Raw genomic sequence first — 17,304 nt, 5'->3', positions numbered from 1 at the left:
CGCGGACAAAAACTGTCCTCAATGATTACCTGCGGGCTGCTCCGAACCTTAAGATTGGACGCATGACAATTATTGAGGCCAGAGGTCTGAAAAAGACCTACAAATCGAAGAGTGGCCCCGTTCACGCGCTGGACGGGTTGGACTTGCTGGTGCCCCAGGGCACCGTCAAGGCGCTGCTCGGTCCCAACGGTGCGGGCAAGACCACCGTTGTGAAGGTCTTGACAACGCTGATCCAGCCCACGGAGGGCACGGCGTTCGTTGACGGCATCGATGTGCTCTCGAACCCCCGGGCAGCCCGTCGGATCATCGGGGCATCCGGACAGTATGCGGCAGTTGACGAGAACCTGACCGGGTTTGAAAACCTGGAAATGGTGGGCCGTCTTTACCATCTCGGAGCCAAGACGGCGAGGCGTCGTGCCCAGGAGCTGATCGACCAGTTCGAGCTCACCGAGGCCGGCAACCGCCCGGTGAAGGGTTTTTCCGGCGGTATGCGCCGCAGGATCGACCTTGCCGGGGCGCTCGTCATCAACCCGAAGATCCTGTTCCTTGACGAGCCCACCACGGGCCTTGACCCGCGGAGCCGGCTGGCCCTGTGGCAGATCATCAAGAACCTGGTCCATGACGGCACTACGTTGCTGCTCACCACCCAGTATCTTGAGGAGGCAGACCACCTGGCCGACGACATCGCGGTGATCGACGGCGGCAAGGTGATAGCTGAGGGCACCTCCGACCAACTGAAAGCCCGAATTGGCGGGCATCGCGTGGTGGTGGCCCTCGTCGACGAGTCCGATGCCGGCGCGGCCAGTGAGATCCTTGCCCGCCATGGCGAGGGTGAGGCAAGGGTTTCCAGTGACCGGCGCAGCGTCGAGGTTGCTGTCACCGAAGGACCACGCGCGTTGCAATACATCCTCGCGGACCTGGGGCAGGCCAACGTCGGGTTGCACGACGCCGGTATGCGCCGCCCCACCCTCGATGATGTGTTCCTCAAGCTCACCGGCCACACCGCGGAAAATGAGCAGGACACCGAGAAATCCGAAATGGAGCAAGCCAAATGAGTGTCCTCACCAAGCAGACGACCTACGAGAGTGTCGGCACCCCCGCGGGGCAGCTCCTCTCGGATGGATGGATCGCGACCCGCCGGAACCTGATCAAGATCAAACGGGTGCCGGAGATCCTGGTCTTCACTATCCTGCAGCCGATCATGTTCGTGTTGCTGTTCAGCCAGGTCTACGGCGGGGCAATGAACGTCTCCGACTACACCAACTTCCTGATGGCTGGAATCTTCGCCCAGACGGTGATCTTCGGGTCGACCTTCTCCGGCGCCGCTATGGCCCAGGACCTCAAGGACGGCATCATTGACCGGTTCCGCACCCTGCCGATGAACCCCGCGGCGGTGCTGATTGGTCGCACCAACGGGGACCTGGTCATCAACAGTATTTCGATGCTGATCATGATGGGCACCGGCTGGATCGTCGGCTGGCGCGTCACCACCTCCGTCTGGGGATTCCTGGGCGGCGTGGCCATCCTGCTGCTGTTCAGCTACTCCTTCAGCTGGGTGATGGCGTTGCTGGGTATGAGCGTCAGGAGCCCGGAGGTCATCAATAACGCGTCCTTCATGATCCTGTTCCCGCTGACCTTCATCTCCAACGCTTTCGTGCCAATCCACACCATGCCCGAGGTGCTGAAGAACATCGCCGAGTGGAATCCGGTTTCGGCCCTGGTCGAATCGGCCCGGCAGTTGTTCGGCAACACCAATCCGGACTTCCCGGAACCCACGGCGTGGACCCTTCAGAACCCGTTCATCACGATCTTCGTGGGGATCGCGCTGATGCTGCTCATCTTCGTGCCGCTCTGCATCAGGAAGTTTGAGTCCATCAGCTCACGGTAGACCCACGTCGGATACCCAGAAACGGCTCTTGGGGTCAGGTTCGCCGGTTGCACCCGGCACTCCTGACCCCGGGGGCCGTTTCTGCGTCAGGAGGTTCGGGGGCACGCAGCCTACTCATCCGAAAGGTGTAGGCGAAGGCCGCCAAACATCATCCCAAGGAGCGGCGACCGGGCGAGGGACAATCCGTAGGGTAGAGGTAGGCCCAGCACCGTGGGCACCACAGCAATCTTAAGGACGCAGCCATGATTGAGGCACAAGGCCTGGCGAAGCGCTATGGCTCCAAGACAGCAGTGGATAACGTGTCATTCACGGTCCACCCCGGTAAGGTCACCGGCTTCCTCGGCCCCAATGGCGCCGGCAAGTCCACCACGATGCGGATGATCGTCGGGTTGGATAACCCATCCTCCGGCAACGTGACAGTCAACGGCCGGCGTTACGCCGAGCACCGGGCGCCCCTCCGCGAGGTCGGCGCCCTCCTGGACGCGAAAGCAGTCCACACCAAGCGCAGCGCCTACAACCACCTGCGAGCCATGGCAGCGACCCACGGCATCCCCAATAGCAGGGTCAAGGAAGTCATCGAAATGACCGGGCTGGGCCCCGTTGCCAAGAAGCGGGTCGGCGGCTTCTCCCTCGGCATGGGCCAGCGCCTCGGCATCGCCGCAGCGCTCCTGGGTGATCCCCACACTGTCATCCTCGATGAGCCAGTCAACGGACTGGACCCCGAGGGCGTCCAGTGGGTGCGCCACCTTGCCAAGGGGCTCGCCGCTGAAGGGCGCACAGTTTTCCTGTCCTCCCACTTGATGTCGGAGATGGCATTGACCGCCGACCACCTGATTGTGATTGGCCGCGGACGGATTATTGCCGACGCCCCCATCGAGCAAATCATCTCGGATCAGGGACAGGCGCGCACCCGGGTACGCACCGACAACCCAAGCGAACTCATCCGGGCGCTTGCCGGTGACGGTGTGACCTCGAAGCAGCTGGAGCCCGAGATGCTCGAGATCACCGGCGCCGACTCTCACCGGATCGCCCGCACCGCCCTGGACAACCGGGTGCTGGTCTACGAGCTCACACCGCTGCAGGCGTCCCTTGAAGAGGCGTACATGCAGCTCACCAACGATTCGGTCGAATACCACTCGGCCGATCTCCCGCAGGCAACCCAGGCCGCCGGCGTCGGGGAAGGAAACTAGCCATGTCTCACACAGCAGTCGCAGCGCCTACGCGCGGCACCACCCAGGGTAGTGGCGTGAACTTCATGCGGATCCTGAAGTCCGAATGGATCAAGTTGATCACGGTGCCCTCCACCGTGATCATGCTGTCGATCACGGTCATCGTGATGATTGGTCTGGCAGCTCTCTTTGCGTGGCAAACGACGGTTTTGCTCGATCTACAGGGAGACCCGGAGATGGCCGCCCAGATGCAGGGCGCCCCGGACGCCACCTCCATTACCAACACCATCCCGGGTTCGGGACTGATCTTTGGCCAACTGCTGATTGGGTCGCTGGGAGTCGTCCTGATCGCGTCTGAATGGGGCACCGGGATGATCCGCTCCACGATGGTGGCAGTGCCAAAACGTATTCCAGCACTCCTCGCCAAGCAGGCCGTGTTCGCAGTGGTGGCCTTCGTTGTTGGCGCCGGCTCAGCCCTGGTCAGCTACCTCATCGCACAACCTATCCTGACCCCGTCGGAACTCGAATTCGGACTCGGTGACGAGGGGGTGCTGATGCACATCATCAACACCGGTTCGGTGCTCGCCCTAATGGCTATCATCGCGATGTCGATTGGTACCCTACTGCGCAACACGGCCGGAGGCGTGGTCACCACGATCGGCCTACTCCTGATCCTGCCAATCCTGGTAGCCACGTTGCTGGCAGGGATCGCCGACTGGGTTCCCGACGCTGCTCGTTTCCTTCCCAGCAGCGCGGGGGAGCAGATGGTGGCCATTACCATCGCCGACGGCGCACTGAACCAGTGGCAGGGCGCGCTGGTACTGGGCGCCTGGGCCCTCGTACTGCTGGTTGCCTCCTTGCTGGTCACCAAGAAGCGGGACGTGTAACCCAGCGGGTCAACAGCGGATCGATAGGCTCACTCAATGAGTGAAAAAGCCTCGGTGGAGGGGGCGGCGGAGCGAACGGCCGCCGCCTCCTTCACTGAGCTCAATGCACGACGGCTAGGCCCGTTCCGGCGCTATTTCAGGAGCCACCCGCGGGTAACCGACGCGCTGATAGTAGTCCTCTACCTCGCCGCGAGCCTGCCACAGGCGATCGTCGGAACCGTGCTGGCCGATCGATGGTTGGCCTTGATCCCCGTCGTTGCAGCAGGGATCGTCCTCTTCTGGCGCCGGGACCGCCCACTGATTGTCCTTGGCATTTTGATGGCACTCGAATGGGCGAGCCTCATGGCCTCCGACGGTGAGGCGAGTGTCGGGTTTGGCGTCTGGTTTGCTCTGTACGCTGTGGCCGTCCAGCATCCCTTCCGCAGCGCCCTCTGGGCGCTCGCCGGAGCAGCACTGCTGACGATCACCCCCCTCTGGTTTGTCGACGCACTGTTTGTCGATGAGGCGCCATACCTCATCTGGATCGTGACCGGCTTTGTCCTCATGTGGTATTTCCTTGCCGTCGGATTTGGGGTTACCACCCGGAAGGATCGGGAGCATGAAACAGCCCTCCGCGACTGGGCCATCCGCAACGCCGAACTGGCGTCCGCCACCGAGCGCAACCGCATTGCCCGGGAGATGCACGACGTCGTCGCGCACTCCCTGTCGGTGATGATCGCCCTCTCCGACGGCGCCGCCGTCGTGATGAAGCGGGACCAGGACCGTGCCCGAGAGGTCCTCGATGAGCTCTCGACCAGCGGACGCACGGCCCTGGCCGACATGCGCCGGGTGCTCGGCGTCCTGCGGGAAAACCCCGACGCCGCACCCCGCGAACCCCTCCCAGCGGCCGGCTCGCTTTCCACACTGCTTGACGGCTTCCGGGCGGCGGGACTCTCCATCCGACTGGGACTCTCGGGTCCGGGATTGCCCGAGGACCCAGCCTTCCAGCTGACCATCTACCGGATTATTCAGGAATCCCTGACCAACGTCCTGCGGTACGGCAAGAGCGTCACGACTGTTGATGTAGCTATTGCGCGCACCGGAACCCTGGTCCGGGTGAGGGTGTCCGACGACGGCCGCGGCAGTATGGGGCCGGTGGTGTCGGTGGGTTCCGGGCAGGGGATCGCTGGAATGCAGGAGCGCGCCGCCATCTATTCGGGGACGGTTGATTGCGGTCCGGGCCCGGACGGTGGCTGGGTCGTGGACGCTCGACTGGTCATCCCCGAGGAGCAACAATCCACCAACAGGGGAGCACCAAGTGTCCGAAGTGCCTGAGGGGTTAGCGCTCAACGAGACAGCCGTGCCCGAAACGCTGGCCGGGGAGACCATCAGGGTCCTACTGGTTGACGACCAGCCGCTGCTGCGGATGGGGTTCCGGCTCATCCTCGAGGGTGAGGACGGGGTGGTCATCGTCGGTGAAGCGTCCAACGGCGCCGAAGGAGCGCGGATGGCGGCCGCCCTGAAGCCGGACGTCGTGTTGATGGACGTCAGAATGCCGATCATGGACGGGATCGAGGCAACCCGCCTGATCACCCAGTCTGGATCGTGTTCACGCATCATCATCCTGACCACCTTTGACCTGGACGAGTACGCCTTCGCAGGCCTCCAGGCTGGAGCGTCTGCTTTCCTCCTGAAGGATGTGGGACCCGATGAGCTGGTGAATGCCGTCCGGGTGGTTGCCAGCGGAGACGCGGTTGTCGCTCCGCGGGTGACCCGCCGCCTCCTTGAAACCTACGTGCGATCGCTGCCACCCCTTGCGACTCCACGGCCCGTCGATCCATTGCTGGAGGACCTGACCCCCCGTGAACGGGAGGTTTTGGAGGCCATCGCCGAGGGACTCTCCAATGCGGAACTGGCCCACAAGTTCTTTCTCTCCGAAGCCACCGTGAAAACCCATGTGCGGCGGATTTTCACCAAGCTTCACCTCAGGGACCGGGTGCAGGCAGTTGTGTACGCCTACGAGTCGGGTCTGGTGGTCCCCAGCCAGGGACAGGACTACTGAGCTTGGTAGGCTCACTTCCATGACCGCCCTCCAGCACATCACCGATCTCGGCGCCTACATTGGTGCCTCACCCTCCAGCTTCCACGCCGCAGCTGAGGGCGCAGCCCGGCTGGAGGCCGCCGGGTTTGTCCGGTTGCAGGAAGCCGACGCGTGGACAGCACGGGAGGGCAAATTCCTGGTGGTCCGTGATGGTGCCCTGATCGCCTGGGTAACCCCGGCCAAAGCCACCCCCGTCACTGGGTTCCGCATCCTGGGCGCCCACACCGATTCGCCGGGCTTCAAACTGAAACCCAAGCCCACCACCGGTCGGCACGGCTGGCTTCAGGCGGGCGTCGAAGTCTACGGTGGCCCGCTGCTCAACTCCTGGCTGGATCGCGAGCTGGCGCTCGCGGGCAGGCTCGTCACCCACGACGGCGTCGAGCACCTGGTGTCCACGGCCCCCCTGCTGCGGTTCCCCCAACTCGCGATCCACCTCGATCGGGCAGTCAACGACGGACTCGCGCTGGACAAGCAACAGCATATGAATCCGGTCTGGGGAGTTGGCGACCCACGCGACGCCGACCTCCTCGAGCTTCTGGCCGACTCAGCAGGGATTGCCCCGGTGAACGTTGGCGGCTACGACGTCGTCGTCGCGGACACCCAGCCAGGCAGCGTCTTCGGGGCGGACGGTGCGTTCTTCGCCGCCGGTCGGCTGGATAACCTTTCCTCGGTGCACGCCGGACTGGTTGCCCTGATCGCGGCGGGTGCCACAGCGGCGCCGGATGGGCCGATCGCCGTTCTCGCCGCCTTTGACCACGAGGAGGTGGGCAGCGCCTCCCGCTCCGGGGCGAGTGGGCCCTTCCTTGAGGATGTACTGCACCGCATTTCGGGTGGGCTGGGAGCGGAGTCCGAGGAACGCCGGCGCGCGCTGGCCGCCTCGTTCTGCGTTTCAGCGGATGCCGGTCACGCGGTGCACCCCAACTATGCCGAACGCCACGATCCCGTGAACCGCCCCATCCTCGGTGGTGGCCCGCTGCTGAAAATCAACGCCAACCAGCGTTACACCACCGACGCCCCAGGCGCCGCATATTGGGCCCGGCTGTGCCGCGAAGCGCGGGTACCGTATCAGGAGTTTGTCTCCAACAACGTGATGCCCTGCGGCTCAACCATTGGTCCGCTGACCGCCACCCGGCTCGGGATCCGGACGATCGACGTCGGGACCCCACTGTTGTCCATGCACTCCGCCCGGGAACTGTGCGGCGTTGAAGATCCGCACCACCTGGCCACAGCCACCGAACTGTTCTTCACCTCCATCAGGTAGCGACGAAGCCGGGGACCGGTTATCCACACGCGGTTCGGTGGGCCGGCGAATCTCCGGTAACATTGGTAAGTCTGCGCTGGCACCGGCCCGAACTGGGAATCAGGTGTCAGGCAGGCCAACGCAAATAGAACCTCCTGTTACGGAAAGACCGTGACCGTTTAGCCCAGAGGAGGTGGGTTCACAAATGCGTGCATATGAATTGATGGTAATCATCGACCCCGATGTCGAGGAACGTACCGTTGAGCCTTCGCTCGAGAAGTTCCTGAATGTCGTCCGCAACGGCGGCGGCACCGTAGACAAGGTAGACCTGTGGGGACGTCGTCGCCTGGCCTACGAAATCAAGAAAAAGGCTGAGGGTTTCTACGCTGTAGTCAACTTCACCGCCACTCCAGCAATCGCTGCCGAGCTTGACCGCCAGCTGAGCCTCAACGAGACGATCATGCGTACCAAGATCATCCGTCCCGAGGAGCAGAAGGTTTCAGCCGAATAATTTCGGCTTAGCTTCACAGATTAGGACAGGCCCACCACAGTGGGCTGTGACAGTAGGAGGCACCATGGCAGGCGAGACACTAATTACGGTCGTCGGTAATCTCACCAGCGATCCCGAACTTCGTTTCACCCCGTCAGGCTCAGCAGTGGCAAATTTCACCATTGCGTCGACGCCGCGGACCTTCGACCGCCAGTCCAACGAGTGGAAGGACGGCGAAACGCTGTTCCTCCGTGCGTCGGTATGGCGTGAAGCGGCAGAGAACGTTGCGGAGACCCTGACCAAGGGAACCCGCGTCGTCGCTCAGGGCCGCCTCAAGTCACGCTCGTACGACACCAAAGAAGGCGAAAAGCGCACCGTCATGGAACTTGAGGTGGACGAGATTGGTCCATCCCTGCGCTACGCGTCAGCCAAGGTCACCCGCACCCAGCGCTCAGGCGGTGGTGGCGGTGGTGGTTTCGGCGGCAACAGCGGCGGGAACAGTGGCGGCGGAAACAACTCCAACTCAGGTTGGGGCGGCGGCCAGCAGGGTGGTCAGCAGGCGCAACAGCCAGCTGATGACCCATGGGGCGCACCCGCTGGGGGCAACTCCTCCGGAGGTAACTCCTCCGGTTGGGGCAACGGCCCGGATTCGTCCGAGCCTCCCTTCTAACCCTTCTTTACCGGCAGGACCGCTCCGCTGTTGGCAGCGGCCACCCGCCAAGTAGTTCCCATCCCGCAGAATCGTTCTGCGGGCTCCACCAGACATAAGGAGCACCACGATGGCAAAGGCTGAACTTCGTAAGCCCAAACCAAAGTCCAATCCCTTGAAGGCCGCTGACGTCACCGTCATCGACTACAAGGACGTAGCCTTGCTGCGTAAGTTCATTTCCGACCGCGGAAAGATCCGTGCACGCCGCGTTACCGGCGTCACCGTTCAGGAGCAGCGCAAAATTGCGCAGGCAATCAAGAATGCCCGTGAAGTTGCCCTCCTGCCGTACTCCGGCGCAGGCCGCGGTTAAGGAAAGGAACCCAACCCAATGGCAAAGCTCATTTTGACCCATGAAGTAACCGGTCTTGGTGCTGCAGGCGACATTGTCGAGGTAAAGAACGGTTACGCACGTAACTTTCTTCTGCCCCGCGGCTTCGCCCTCACCTGGACCAAGGGCGGCGAGAAGCAGGTCGAGTCGATCAAGGCTGCCCGCCTCGCTCGCGAGCACTCCACGCTCGAGGACGCCCAGAAGCAGGCAGCTGCTCTCTCCGCCAAGCCGGTCAAGCTGACCGTGAAGGCCGGTGAGTCCGGACGTCTGTTCGGCACCGTCAAGGCTGACGACGTTGCGAAGGCAGTCGAGGCCGCAGGCCTTGGCACCATCGACAAGCGCAAGGTAGAACTGCCCGCCCACATCAAGTCGGTTGGCACCTACCAGGCGAACGTCCGCCTGCATGACGATGTCGCAGCAGTTATCGACCTGAACGTTGTCGCCAGCTAGTTCCGGCGCACATCATTCAGGACGGCTCCAGGGGCTCCCGCTTACCGCGGGGGTCCCTTTTGTCGTCCTCGGTCGGCCCACCGGCCTGTTCCAGCCCCAGGCCCTGCAGGTGCAGGGCGAAGGCGGGGCTGCTCATCAGCGCCTGCACCCGGTCCAGGGTGCTGACGCGTGGATCGCCCATGGCCGCCTGGTTGGCAGCGAGAGCCTGCCGGGTAGCCAGCACGCCGTCATCCTCATTCCCCGACTGCCCGGGCCCCAGCGGGGCGGCGACGACCGTCGGGTGGAGCCTGGCGCGTCGTGAGCCTGGCGGGTTTTCGAATCGGTAGGAAGTGATGCGGTCCGTTGCCCAGTCCCCGGCCGCGGCGCGGGATAGTCAATGTTAGCCCGACGGCGGTGCGATTCACCAGACGATCCGGGCGCCGGGCCGGAGGCCGGGTCCGCCCCTCGATCACGGCGACCCACGTAACTGATCAACCCGCCGGTCAGGAGGAGCGCTGCGAGCAGCACGGCGCTGATCAGCTGTAGTTCCATCGACCTGTTCCCTTCACCCCGGGGTGGTGTCCATTTCAAAGTATCGCACCGCTCGGGGTACATCGCTGGTGGAAGTATGCCGGAAAGGTCATATCTCAGGTGGGAGCGCGGCATTCGGGTGCGGCGACCGGTATATAGGCCAGTGGGACGTCGTTTTAACTGTGGTCCGACTCACACTGGCAACCCACAAAGCTGTGGATAGCTGGTGAATAACTCGCCCCGTAGGCGCTGTGAGCGCATCTGTCAACACGCAAGTAGGGGATGAACGTTGGGTGACTGAAACATTTACTCCACAGGTGCGGGAGGGTGTTTGGCCTTGTCAGAGACATATTGGGTGGATAAGTATTTAGTTATCCACACTGTTGTCCCCATCCTGTGCACAAGACACGCCGCGTAATCCACAGTCAATCCACAGGGCCTGTGGATTACTCGCTTGGCAGGATGGTGCTTCGGCACTACCGTTGCGGAGTATCCCAGACGCTAAAACTGTCCGTACCGGGTGATAAGACTCAGTTATCAGACCGGATACGACCACCCCCGACGATCCGTCGGAGTGGTTCCCGGGGTAGGTAACTGGAAGAGAGAGTGCAGCGGTGTCCCTCACGCGCGTTGATTCATCAGAGGACACCCGGTCCCCGGAGTTCACCAGAACCCCGCCTCAGGACCTGGTTGCTGAGCAGTCAGTTCTCGGCGGAATGATGCTGTCCAAGGACGCCATCGCCGACTGCGTCGAGGTACTGCGCGGGGTGGACTTCTATCGTCCGGCCCACGAAAGCATCTACGAGGCCGTGATTGATCTCTATGGCCGCGGGGAACCCGCCGACGCCGTCACCGTCTCCGATGAGCTGACAAAACGCGGCGAAATTTCCCGCATCGGAGGACCCGCCTACCTTCACACGCTGATCCAGTCAGTCCCGACGGCCGCGAACGCCGGATTCTACGCGGAGATTGTGCGGGAACGCGCAGTGCTGCGGCGGCTCGTGAATGCCGGGACCAAAATTGTGCAGCTGGGTTACTCCAACGACGGCGAGGTGGATGACATTGTCAACGCCGCCCAGGCCGAGGTGTATGCGGTGGCCGAGCGGCGAAGTGCCGAGGACTATGTCGCGCTGAAAGACATCATCGAAAGCACCGTCGACGAGATTGAATCGGCCGGACACCGCGGTGAGGGTATGACCGGGGTCCCGACCGGCTTTTTTGAACTGGATGAACTAACCCAGGGACTCCATGGCGGACAGATGATTGTGGTGGCGGCGCGGCCTGCGATGGGTAAGTCGACCTTCGCCCTGGATTGGGCTCGCTCCGCAGCGATCAAGCACAACATGACCACCGTCTTCTTTTCCCTGGAAATGGGGCGCAACGAGATTGCCATGCGCCTGTTGTCAGCCGAAGCCACCATCGGGCTGCAGGACCTGCGCAAGGGCACGATCAAGGACGAACAGTGGGGCAAGATCGCCACCACCATGGGGCGGATGAACGATGCGCCGCTCTTCATCGATGACAGCCCCAATATGTCCCTGATGGAAATCAGGGCGAAGTGCCGGCGGCTGAAGCAGCGCCATGACCTGAAACTGGTGGTCCTCGACTATCTGCAGCTGATGTCATCGGGCAAGCGGGTCGAGTCGCGTCAGCAAGAGGTCTCCGAGTTCTCCCGCGCGCTGAAGCTGCTTGCCAAGGAGCTGAACGTACCGGTGGTGGCGCTCTCCCAGCTGAACCGTGGCTCCGAGCAGCGCACCGACAAGCGCCCGATGGTTTCCGACCTTCGCGAGAGTGGTTCGATCGAGCAGGACGCCGACATGGTGATCCTCCTGCATCGCGATGACGTCTACGACAAGGAATCCCCCCGGGCCGGTGAGGCGGACGTGATCGTCGCCAAGCACCGTAACGGCCCCACCAAAACCATAGTGGTCGGGTTTCAGGGCCACTATTCCCGGTTCAACAACATGGCTGTGGACGGTGGCGGCGGCGGGTTCTGACCGGATTACCGGACCCTGGTGATCAGACCCGGCCGCCTGCCACCGGGCCGCGTGGTGACCAGACGCCGTCAAGGGCCTGATTCACCTCGTCCAGCCGGCCCTGCAGGTGTTCCTGCACTGCTGGCGGGTGCGATTCCTGCCGGATAGCTGCAGCGACTCGCTGTAGCTGTTCGCGGACCGCCGACTTGTCCTCATCAGCCGCGTGCCAGGCGACCTCCTGCAGCAGACTCAGGACCCGATCGACCACCGCCGGGTCGGAACTCCCGTAAAGCACTGGCTGGTCGAGGGTGATGTTCAGGAACGCGGCGAAGTCGGGGCGGTGGAGAATGACCCGAACCAACCCGTCGTCGTCGCGCAGTACGCGCTCTCCCAGCTCCCGTTGCGTGAGATCACACAACAACGCTGAAGTGTGCCCAAGTACGTGGATCGCGGTTGTTGGGTCGTTGATGCCGGGCGATAGCGCCTTGGCCGCTACATCAATAAGCTGTCGGAACCCGAAGGCGACATCCTGCACCGCGGTCCGTTCGAATCCGTAGTTGAAAGCGGCTACCACGTCGTGGCGGAATGCCTTCAGTGCCTCATCATCCATACTCGGCTCCCCGCTGCGCGCCCAGCCGACGGCCATGGGTACGCCTTTCACAAGGGACGAACCGACGCGGCAATCAACTCTCACGATCGCATGGTGCTTCACCGCTGCGGCAAGGATCCGTTCCTCATCAACCCCGGTCAGGAACCCGGACTTCGCCGCGACTATCAGGGCCGCGGAGTCTGGCGCTACCGGCAGCACCGGGCTTGCTGAACCCCGTCGATCGGGGAATACCCGTTCAACGGTCGCCGCCGTTTCGCCGTGGACCTTACGCATAATGGTTTCCACTCTGATCTCCCGGGCCAGATGGGCCAGGAAAAACACCAGCCCGATGACGCTGGCAATCGCAAGCAGGAAGGCGAAAGTCACCGCAATGTGTGGGACAAACGCTTCCTCGCCGTCCTCACCGGAACGAACTGTCCGCAGGACGGTCAGCGCATAGGCGAAGGTGCCCAGGAACAGGGCCAACGTCGCGTGCACCACCCGGTCCCCGGTGAAGGTTCTCAGGAGCCGCGGAGAAAACTGGCTGCTGGCCAGTTGCAGCGTTACGACCGTCAGGGAGAAGGTCAATGACGTCGCAGTGATCAGCGAACCGGCCGTCGCCTCAAGGATGGCACGGCCAGCATCGGGACCACCGTTGATGAGGAGATAGGAAACCGCCGACGGCATGTCCTCGCCAATCGCGGCATCCAGGAGAGGGAGCCACACGCCCAGTCCGATTGCCACCAGTACGGCAAAGACCGGCAGCGGCCAGAGCTGCGTGCGCAGGGCATCGCCCGCAGCGCGAAACTTATCGCCGATCCGGCTGGTTGGGCCTGAAGTCATAGCCATCGGCGGTAGGGCTCCTTGTTGGTGTTACAGGTACCTGCAAAGCGTAGACCAGGCCGCCGTGGATTACCGTGAGCAACCCCAAATTAGGCGGAACCCGTGATCTCAGCTCGCCGTGCCCGCACAATCTCAACAACTACCGTCGCAGGAAGGGGGTGTTCCGGCGTGAACCTGATCGTGCCGGTGGAAAGTGAATAGTCGCCGAGCCTTCCCCGGACCTGGTCGACTACTGCCGGTGAGAAGGGGTGGACCGCAAGGTGCCGGGCGCTGGCCGTGACACCGATCAGCGGTTTGCCCCCGACTTTCAATACGGGTATTCCGTAGCTCACCCCGGCGACGGCGTCGGGTGCCGCTGCGCGAGCGAGAGCGATAAGCCGTTCCAGGCACTCACGCTCGGGTTGACCCAACGCCGCCACTGCCTCATCAAGTGAATCCATCGGTGTATCCGGCTAGCCGCCGGCCACGGACTGGATGATCATCACCTCGGCGCCTGGCGGGACTGGTGTCGAAAGCCCCGCCAGGCGCCGCACGTCCTCACCATCGACGTACACGTTGACGTACCGGCGCAGGGCGCCCGTCTCGTCACGAATGCGCCGGGCGAACACCGGATAACCCTCGTGCAGGGTGTCGAGTAGCTGAGCGAGGGGGACCGGCGATTCAACGGCGACAGGCACCGATGACCGGTCGCCGATCAAGGGCCGCAAGAGGGTCGGAATCAGGACCGTCACACCTCCCGAGGTGGCGCCCACCTAGGAGCCGACGACAGCTGAGGCGCGGACACACAGGACGTCGGGCAGGTGGGAGACCACTTCGGTGAACGTTGCGCCCTCGTCGGCGCTCGCGTACACGGTGCCGCCCCGGGTGCCGAAGTACACGCCCACCGGGTCCAGCGTGTCCACGCCGGCGGCGTCCCGCAGTACCGCGTTATATTCCTTCTCCGGTAACCCCTGGTCCAGCCGCGTCCAGGAGGATCCGGCGTCGTCGGTGCGGTGCACTGCGAGCCTGGCAGCTGGCGGGATGCGTTCGCCGTCGGCCTTCAGCGGGATCACCCACGCCGTTCCAGCACGATGCGGATGCGCGAGCATCACAAATCCGAAGTCCGCGGGCAGGCCCTCGGCAATTGATTCCCAGGTTTCGGCGCTGTCGTCCGACCGATAGACCCCGTGGTGGTTCTGCGCATACAGTCTCGTGGGCTCCACCGCGTCGCGGGCTATCTTGTGCACGCACTGACCGAATTCGGGGTTGGGGTCGGGCATGAAGTATGCCGAAATGCCCTTGTTCCGCGGCGTCCAGGACGTTCCACCGTCGTCGGAGCGATACACCCCGCCAGTGCTCATCGCCACGTGGACTGTGTCGTCGACCGGGCTCGGAGCCACCGAGTGCGCTGCGGCGCCACCGAAACCGGCACCCCATTCGGGGCGGTGAGGGTGATCCCATAAGCCGCGATTCAGTTCGAAGTGCTCGCCGTAGTCGGTCGACTTCCACACCGAGATGGGCTGGCAACCGGCCCAAACCACTCCCGGGCGGTCGGCGGAATCGGGATGGAGCTGCCAGATCCGTTCGACGGCAGCGTCGTCGTCCGCCGCGAACTTGATGGCACCGTGTTCGGGTTCAGACCAGGTGGCGCCGAGATCGTCGGAGTAGACCACCGTCGGGCCCCAGTGGTAGGACAGCACGCCCGCCATGACCCGGGTTCGGCCCTCACGGGTATCGATGCCCACGCTCGCCACCTCCTGCATCAAAAAGTGTGGGTCGGAGAGCGTCCAGGTCAGCCGGTCGGTGCTGGTCGCAAGCCAGAGGCCCTTCTTCGTGCCGATGGCCAGGAGAGTTGTTGTCATGGGGTCCTCGGTTCAGTGGGTAACTGATGTGAACACTGTAAACAATGGCATAGGCGCCGTGTCCTGTACATAGGCCGATCGGACGCCGCGTCGTCGTCGGCGACGTGGCAGGCTTGGGTCAGCGCACCGACTTCCGTTCGTAGATTGCCATCGACCAGGCGTAGTCGACGGCGATGATCACCGCGTCCCGGCGCTGCCCGCGATGGTTGCCGGGAGAAGCGGTGGCAGGTAGGAGAAAGGCGCATCCCGACCCGCGTCCGGGTCCACGCCGGGCAGCCAGCCCCGAGGGTGCCGACGAAAACAAACACACTGAAGGGTAGGGCCACTACGGGTCAGCGGATCGTGAAAAGGCCCTGAGTGGCCCGCGCTGCCCCCGGTAAGCTGGAGCAATGGCCATCTTCATAGACCCCCCGCTATGGCCGGCCCACGGGACCGAATTTTCCCACCTGATCTCGGATACCTCCGTCGCCGAGCTTCACGCTTTTGCTGCCGTCGCCGGGATTGCCGAACGGGCCTTCGACGGCGATCACTACGATGTTCCGGCCCGCCGCTACCGCACACTCGTGGCCTTGGGGGCGAGGGAGGTGGATTGCGGAACCCTGACCCGGATCCTGATCTCCAGTGGTTTGCGCATCCCGGCCCGGCAGCGCGCGCCGAGGTTACGGCGTGCCCTGCTGGTGCGGTGGGGTGCGGTGGCGCCGCAGGCTCCACAGTTGGGTGAGAGCCTGCTGGGCCGATGGTCCGAGGCGCATCGCCGCTACCACACACCCTCCCATCTCCTCGAGGTGCTGGAGGCGCTCGATGTGATTTTCCTGCCGTCCGACGACGAGCACCTGCGCCGCCGGGTCCGGCTTGGCGCGTGGTTTCACGATGCCGTCTACGAGGGCGCCGCCGGAGCGGACGAGCGAGCGTCTGCTGCCTTGGCCCAGGATTGGCTGTCAGGGGTTGTGCCGGCAGCTGAGGTGGCGGAGGTGGCCAGACTGGTGCACCTGACCGCGTCACACGACCCGATACCCGGCGACCGCGCTGGCGAGCTGCTGTGCGACGCGGATCTGGCCGTCCTGGGGAGGCCGGAGCACCAATACGGGCAGTATGTCGCGGCGGTACGCCAGGAATATGCCCATGTGTCGGACCACGACTTCACTGTCGGCCGCAGCGACGTCGTGCGGCGGCTCCTCGCCATGGACCGACTGTTCCGCACCGTCCCGGCGCAACGACTGTGGCTGGAAGCCGCTCGCGCCAATCTGCTGAACGAGCTGCGGTCCTGATCCTTCCTCCGGGGTTTCGCTGCAGGACGGTTGATGCCTCGTGCCACAATTGTTGACACTGTTTACTTTTATCTGTCCGAAGTTAGGTTGAGGGCCTGTGACCCAGCAGTCGAATCCGCGCACCACGTACCGGCACGGTGACTTGCGGCGGGCGCTGATCGCAGCGGGAACCGAACTGGCGCGTGAGGGTGGACCCGACGCCGTCGTCCTTCGGGAGGTGACCCGCCGCGCCGGTGTGACCCCGAACGCCGCCTATCGGCACTTTGCTGACAAGAGCGCGCTGTTGTGGGCTGTATCCCTTGCCGCACAGTCGAGACTGGCGGCAGCTATGGAGGAGGAGCAGTCAGCGATCGACGACGACGACGGCGCTCGTCTCGGCAATGTCGGGCTCGCGCGCGCGAAACTACGCGCGGTCGGGGCCGGGTACCTGCGCTTCGCCCAAACCGAGCCGGGGTTGTTCAGAACCGCATTCGCCAACCATATCGACCTGCGGGACGCCGCGATTGAAGACTCTGCCGGGCCGCACGGCAGGACCCCGTTCCAGCTGCTGTCCGACGCCCTGGATGCGCTCGTTGACGCCGGGGTGTTGCCGGTTGACCGGCGGCCGGGTGCGGAATTTGTTGCCTGGTCGGCGGTGCATGGGCTGGCCATGCTGGTGATCGACGGCCCGCTGCGCGGGTTGGACGCCGATCAGCGGTTGAGTGCCGCGGGGCGCCTGCTGGAAATGGTGGAGAAGGGGATCTAGTCCTGGTCGAGGCTGGAGTGGTGTTTGCGGCGGACGACATAGCCGGTCGCAAGAGAGGCGATCGCTATCGCGATCAGGAGCGCACCGATCCCGAGGTTCAGCCCGGCACCTGCGGGCACCGCCTCATTGAGCGCAGCGGCCCTGGCGAAATCGGAGATGCCCTGCGGGATGAAGAGAGTGCTCAGGAAGAAGGCCACCAGACCGCCGATGAAGAACCAGACCTGTTTTTGCATTGAACTCTCCTGTGCGCCGTCGTGCCCCGGCATTAAGCCTAGCCGACCAACGTCCCTT

Annotated in this window: 20 protein-coding genes; 14 read left to right on the top strand and 6 right to left on the bottom strand. The window is 63.7% G+C overall.

The genetic code is table 11. The features are described 5' to 3' along the window. The first annotated feature begins 62 nt into the window (after positions 1 to 62). From DDA93_RS02855 to rplI, 11 genes are all read left to right on the top strand, one after another. Positions 63 to 1,055 (top strand): daunorubicin resistance protein DrrA family ABC transporter ATP-binding protein, encoded by a 993-nt coding sequence (locus DDA93_RS02855; protein ID WP_019482088.1) that lies wholly within the window; start codon positions 63 to 65, stop codon positions 1,053 to 1,055. Continuing rightward, positions 1,052 to 1,888, top strand: a complete 837-nt coding sequence (locus DDA93_RS02850; protein ID WP_019482089.1) for an ABC transporter permease — start codon at positions 1,052 to 1,054, stop codon at positions 1,886 to 1,888. Before DDA93_RS02855 ends, DDA93_RS02850 begins: the two co-directional genes overlap by 4 nt. Positions 1,889 to 2,130: 242 nt before the next feature. Further along, positions 2,131 to 3,078, top strand: a complete 948-nt coding sequence (locus tag DDA93_RS02845) for an ATP-binding cassette domain-containing protein (protein WP_019482090.1) — start codon at positions 2,131 to 2,133, stop codon at positions 3,076 to 3,078. A 2-nt stretch (positions 3,079 to 3,080) separates the two neighbouring features. Further along, entirely contained in the window at positions 3,081 to 3,944 is an 864-nt protein-coding gene (locus DDA93_RS02840) for an ABC transporter permease subunit (protein WP_019482091.1), read from the top strand. Between the two features lie 36 nt (positions 3,945 to 3,980). Continuing rightward, the gene (locus DDA93_RS02835) at positions 3,981 to 5,258 is read left to right on the top strand and encodes a sensor histidine kinase (protein ID WP_024475641.1); all 1,278 of its coding nucleotides are present in this window, start codon (positions 3,981 to 3,983) and stop codon (positions 5,256 to 5,258) included. 37 nt (positions 5,259 to 5,295) lie between these two features. Then, on the top strand, positions 5,296 to 5,985 hold the full coding sequence (locus DDA93_RS02830; protein WP_026040984.1) for a response regulator transcription factor: 690 nt from the start codon (positions 5,296 to 5,298) through the stop codon (positions 5,983 to 5,985). 19 nt (positions 5,986 to 6,004) lie between these two features. After that, the gene (locus tag DDA93_RS02825; protein WP_019482094.1) at positions 6,005 to 7,285 is read left to right on the top strand and encodes a M18 family aminopeptidase; all 1,281 of its coding nucleotides are present in this window, start codon (positions 6,005 to 6,007) and stop codon (positions 7,283 to 7,285) included. Between the two features lie 184 nt (positions 7,286 to 7,469). Continuing rightward, entirely contained in the window at positions 7,470 to 7,775 is a 306-nt protein-coding gene (gene rpsF / locus DDA93_RS02820) for a 30S ribosomal protein S6 (RefSeq protein ID WP_019482095.1), read from the top strand. A 64-nt stretch (positions 7,776 to 7,839) separates the two neighbouring features. After that, positions 7,840 to 8,424, top strand: a complete 585-nt coding sequence (locus DDA93_RS02815; RefSeq protein ID WP_019482096.1) for a single-stranded DNA-binding protein — start codon at positions 7,840 to 7,842, stop codon at positions 8,422 to 8,424. A gap of 109 nt (positions 8,425 to 8,533) precedes the next feature. Further along, the gene (rpsR, locus tag DDA93_RS02810) at positions 8,534 to 8,773 is read left to right on the top strand and encodes a 30S ribosomal protein S18 (protein WP_005273147.1); all 240 of its coding nucleotides are present in this window, start codon (positions 8,534 to 8,536) and stop codon (positions 8,771 to 8,773) included. A gap of 18 nt (positions 8,774 to 8,791) precedes the next feature. Next, entirely contained in the window at positions 8,792 to 9,241 is a 450-nt protein-coding gene (gene rplI / locus DDA93_RS02805; RefSeq protein ID WP_019482097.1) for a 50S ribosomal protein L9, read from the top strand. A gap of 16 nt (positions 9,242 to 9,257) precedes the next feature. Here rplI and DDA93_RS02800 read toward each other — a convergent pair whose 3' ends face one another. Then, positions 9,258 to 9,464: a hypothetical protein gene (locus DDA93_RS02800; protein ID WP_116778014.1), complete on the bottom strand. Its 207-nt coding sequence runs from the start codon at positions 9,462 to 9,464 to the stop codon at positions 9,258 to 9,260. Positions 9,465 to 10,365: 901 nt separating this feature from the next. On the opposite strand from DDA93_RS02800, the gene dnaB reads away from it, so the two are divergent. Next, complete coding sequence (gene dnaB / locus DDA93_RS02795; RefSeq protein WP_019482099.1) at positions 10,366 to 11,748, top strand: replicative DNA helicase; 1,383 nt, start codon at positions 10,366 to 10,368, stop codon at positions 11,746 to 11,748. 22 nt (positions 11,749 to 11,770) lie between these two features. Here dnaB and DDA93_RS02790 read toward each other — a convergent pair whose 3' ends face one another. The 4 genes from DDA93_RS02790 to DDA93_RS02775 form a co-directional block, all read right to left on the bottom strand. Further along, complete coding sequence (locus DDA93_RS02790; RefSeq protein ID WP_116778013.1) at positions 11,771 to 13,165, bottom strand: DUF2254 domain-containing protein; 1,395 nt, start codon at positions 13,163 to 13,165, stop codon at positions 11,771 to 11,773. An 83-nt stretch (positions 13,166 to 13,248) separates the two neighbouring features. After that, positions 13,249 to 13,599 carry a DUF1801 domain-containing protein gene (locus DDA93_RS02785; protein ID WP_116778012.1) on the bottom strand — a complete coding sequence of 117 codons (351 nt, stop codon included), beginning with the start codon at positions 13,597 to 13,599 and terminating at the stop codon, positions 13,249 to 13,251. A 12-nt stretch (positions 13,600 to 13,611) separates the two neighbouring features. Continuing rightward, the gene (locus tag DDA93_RS02780) at positions 13,612 to 13,890 is read right to left on the bottom strand and encodes a MoaD/ThiS family protein (RefSeq protein ID WP_243400493.1); all 279 of its coding nucleotides are present in this window, start codon (positions 13,888 to 13,890) and stop codon (positions 13,612 to 13,614) included. Positions 13,891 to 13,911: 21 nt separating this feature from the next. Beyond that, on the bottom strand, positions 13,912 to 15,000 hold the full coding sequence (locus tag DDA93_RS02775; RefSeq protein WP_116778010.1) for an exo-alpha-sialidase: 1,089 nt from the start codon (positions 14,998 to 15,000) through the stop codon (positions 13,912 to 13,914). 389 nt (positions 15,001 to 15,389) lie between these two features. Here DDA93_RS02775 and DDA93_RS02770 point away from each other — a divergent pair, with 389 nt between their 5' ends. Both DDA93_RS02770 and DDA93_RS02765 read left to right on the top strand, forming a co-directional pair. Further along, positions 15,390 to 16,268, top strand: a complete 879-nt coding sequence (locus DDA93_RS02770) for a DUF4031 domain-containing protein (protein WP_019482104.1) — start codon at positions 15,390 to 15,392, stop codon at positions 16,266 to 16,268. A gap of 97 nt (positions 16,269 to 16,365) precedes the next feature. Beyond that, positions 16,366 to 17,013 carry a TetR/AcrR family transcriptional regulator gene (locus DDA93_RS02765; protein WP_019482105.1) on the top strand — a complete coding sequence of 216 codons (648 nt, stop codon included), beginning with the start codon at positions 16,366 to 16,368 and terminating at the stop codon, positions 17,011 to 17,013. On the opposite strand, the gene DDA93_RS02760 is transcribed toward DDA93_RS02765, so the two are convergent. Next, on the bottom strand, positions 17,010 to 17,246 hold the full coding sequence (locus DDA93_RS02760) for a hypothetical protein (protein WP_019482106.1): 237 nt from the start codon (positions 17,244 to 17,246) through the stop codon (positions 17,010 to 17,012). The two genes, DDA93_RS02765 and DDA93_RS02760, sit on opposite strands and share 4 nt — an antisense overlap. Positions 17,247 to 17,304: the final 58 nt, after the last annotated feature.

Source organism: Arthrobacter sp. Bz4 (assembly GCF_003075455.1).
Classification (GTDB): domain Bacteria; phylum Actinomycetota; class Actinomycetes; order Actinomycetales; family Micrococcaceae; genus Arthrobacter_D.
The sequence above is the reverse complement of the archived record's forward strand: the minus strand, read 5'-3'. Positions and strand labels throughout refer to the sequence as shown.

Excerpts from the sequence above, each read along its gene's own strand:
- DDA93_RS02840 (WP_019482091.1), top strand. The coding sequence starts at position 3,081 with ATGTCTCACACAGCAGTCGCAGCGCCTACGCGCGGCACCACCCAGGGT.
- DDA93_RS02760 (WP_019482106.1), bottom strand. The coding sequence starts at position 17,246 with ATGCAAAAACAGGTCTGGTTCTTCATCGGCGGTCTGGTGGCCTTCTTC.
- DDA93_RS02845 (WP_019482090.1), top strand. The coding sequence starts at position 2,131 with ATGATTGAGGCACAAGGCCTGGCGAAGCGCTATGGCTCCAAGACAGCA.
- rpsF (WP_019482095.1), top strand. The coding sequence starts at position 7,470 with ATGCGTGCATATGAATTGATGGTAATCATCGACCCCGATGTCGAGGAA.
- DDA93_RS02775 (WP_116778010.1), bottom strand. The coding sequence starts at position 15,000 with ATGACAACAACTCTCCTGGCCATCGGCACGAAGAAGGGCCTCTGGCTT.
- DDA93_RS02850 (WP_019482089.1), top strand. The coding sequence starts at position 1,052 with ATGAGTGTCCTCACCAAGCAGACGACCTACGAGAGTGTCGGCACCCCC.
- DDA93_RS02825 (WP_019482094.1), top strand. The coding sequence starts at position 6,005 with ATGACCGCCCTCCAGCACATCACCGATCTCGGCGCCTACATTGGTGCC.
- DDA93_RS02835 (WP_024475641.1), top strand. The coding sequence starts at position 3,981 with ATGAGTGAAAAAGCCTCGGTGGAGGGGGCGGCGGAGCGAACGGCCGCC.
- DDA93_RS02815 (WP_019482096.1), top strand. The coding sequence starts at position 7,840 with ATGGCAGGCGAGACACTAATTACGGTCGTCGGTAATCTCACCAGCGAT.
- DDA93_RS02785 (WP_116778012.1), bottom strand. The coding sequence starts at position 13,599 with ATGGATTCACTTGATGAGGCAGTGGCGGCGTTGGGTCAACCCGAGCGT.
- DDA93_RS02855 (WP_019482088.1), top strand. The coding sequence starts at position 63 with ATGACAATTATTGAGGCCAGAGGTCTGAAAAAGACCTACAAATCGAAG.
- rplI (WP_019482097.1), top strand. The coding sequence starts at position 8,792 with ATGGCAAAGCTCATTTTGACCCATGAAGTAACCGGTCTTGGTGCTGCA.
- DDA93_RS02770 (WP_019482104.1), top strand. The coding sequence starts at position 15,390 with ATGGCCATCTTCATAGACCCCCCGCTATGGCCGGCCCACGGGACCGAA.
- DDA93_RS02790 (WP_116778013.1), bottom strand. The coding sequence starts at position 13,165 with ATGGCTATGACTTCAGGCCCAACCAGCCGGATCGGCGATAAGTTTCGC.
- rpsR (WP_005273147.1), top strand. The coding sequence starts at position 8,534 with ATGGCAAAGGCTGAACTTCGTAAGCCCAAACCAAAGTCCAATCCCTTG.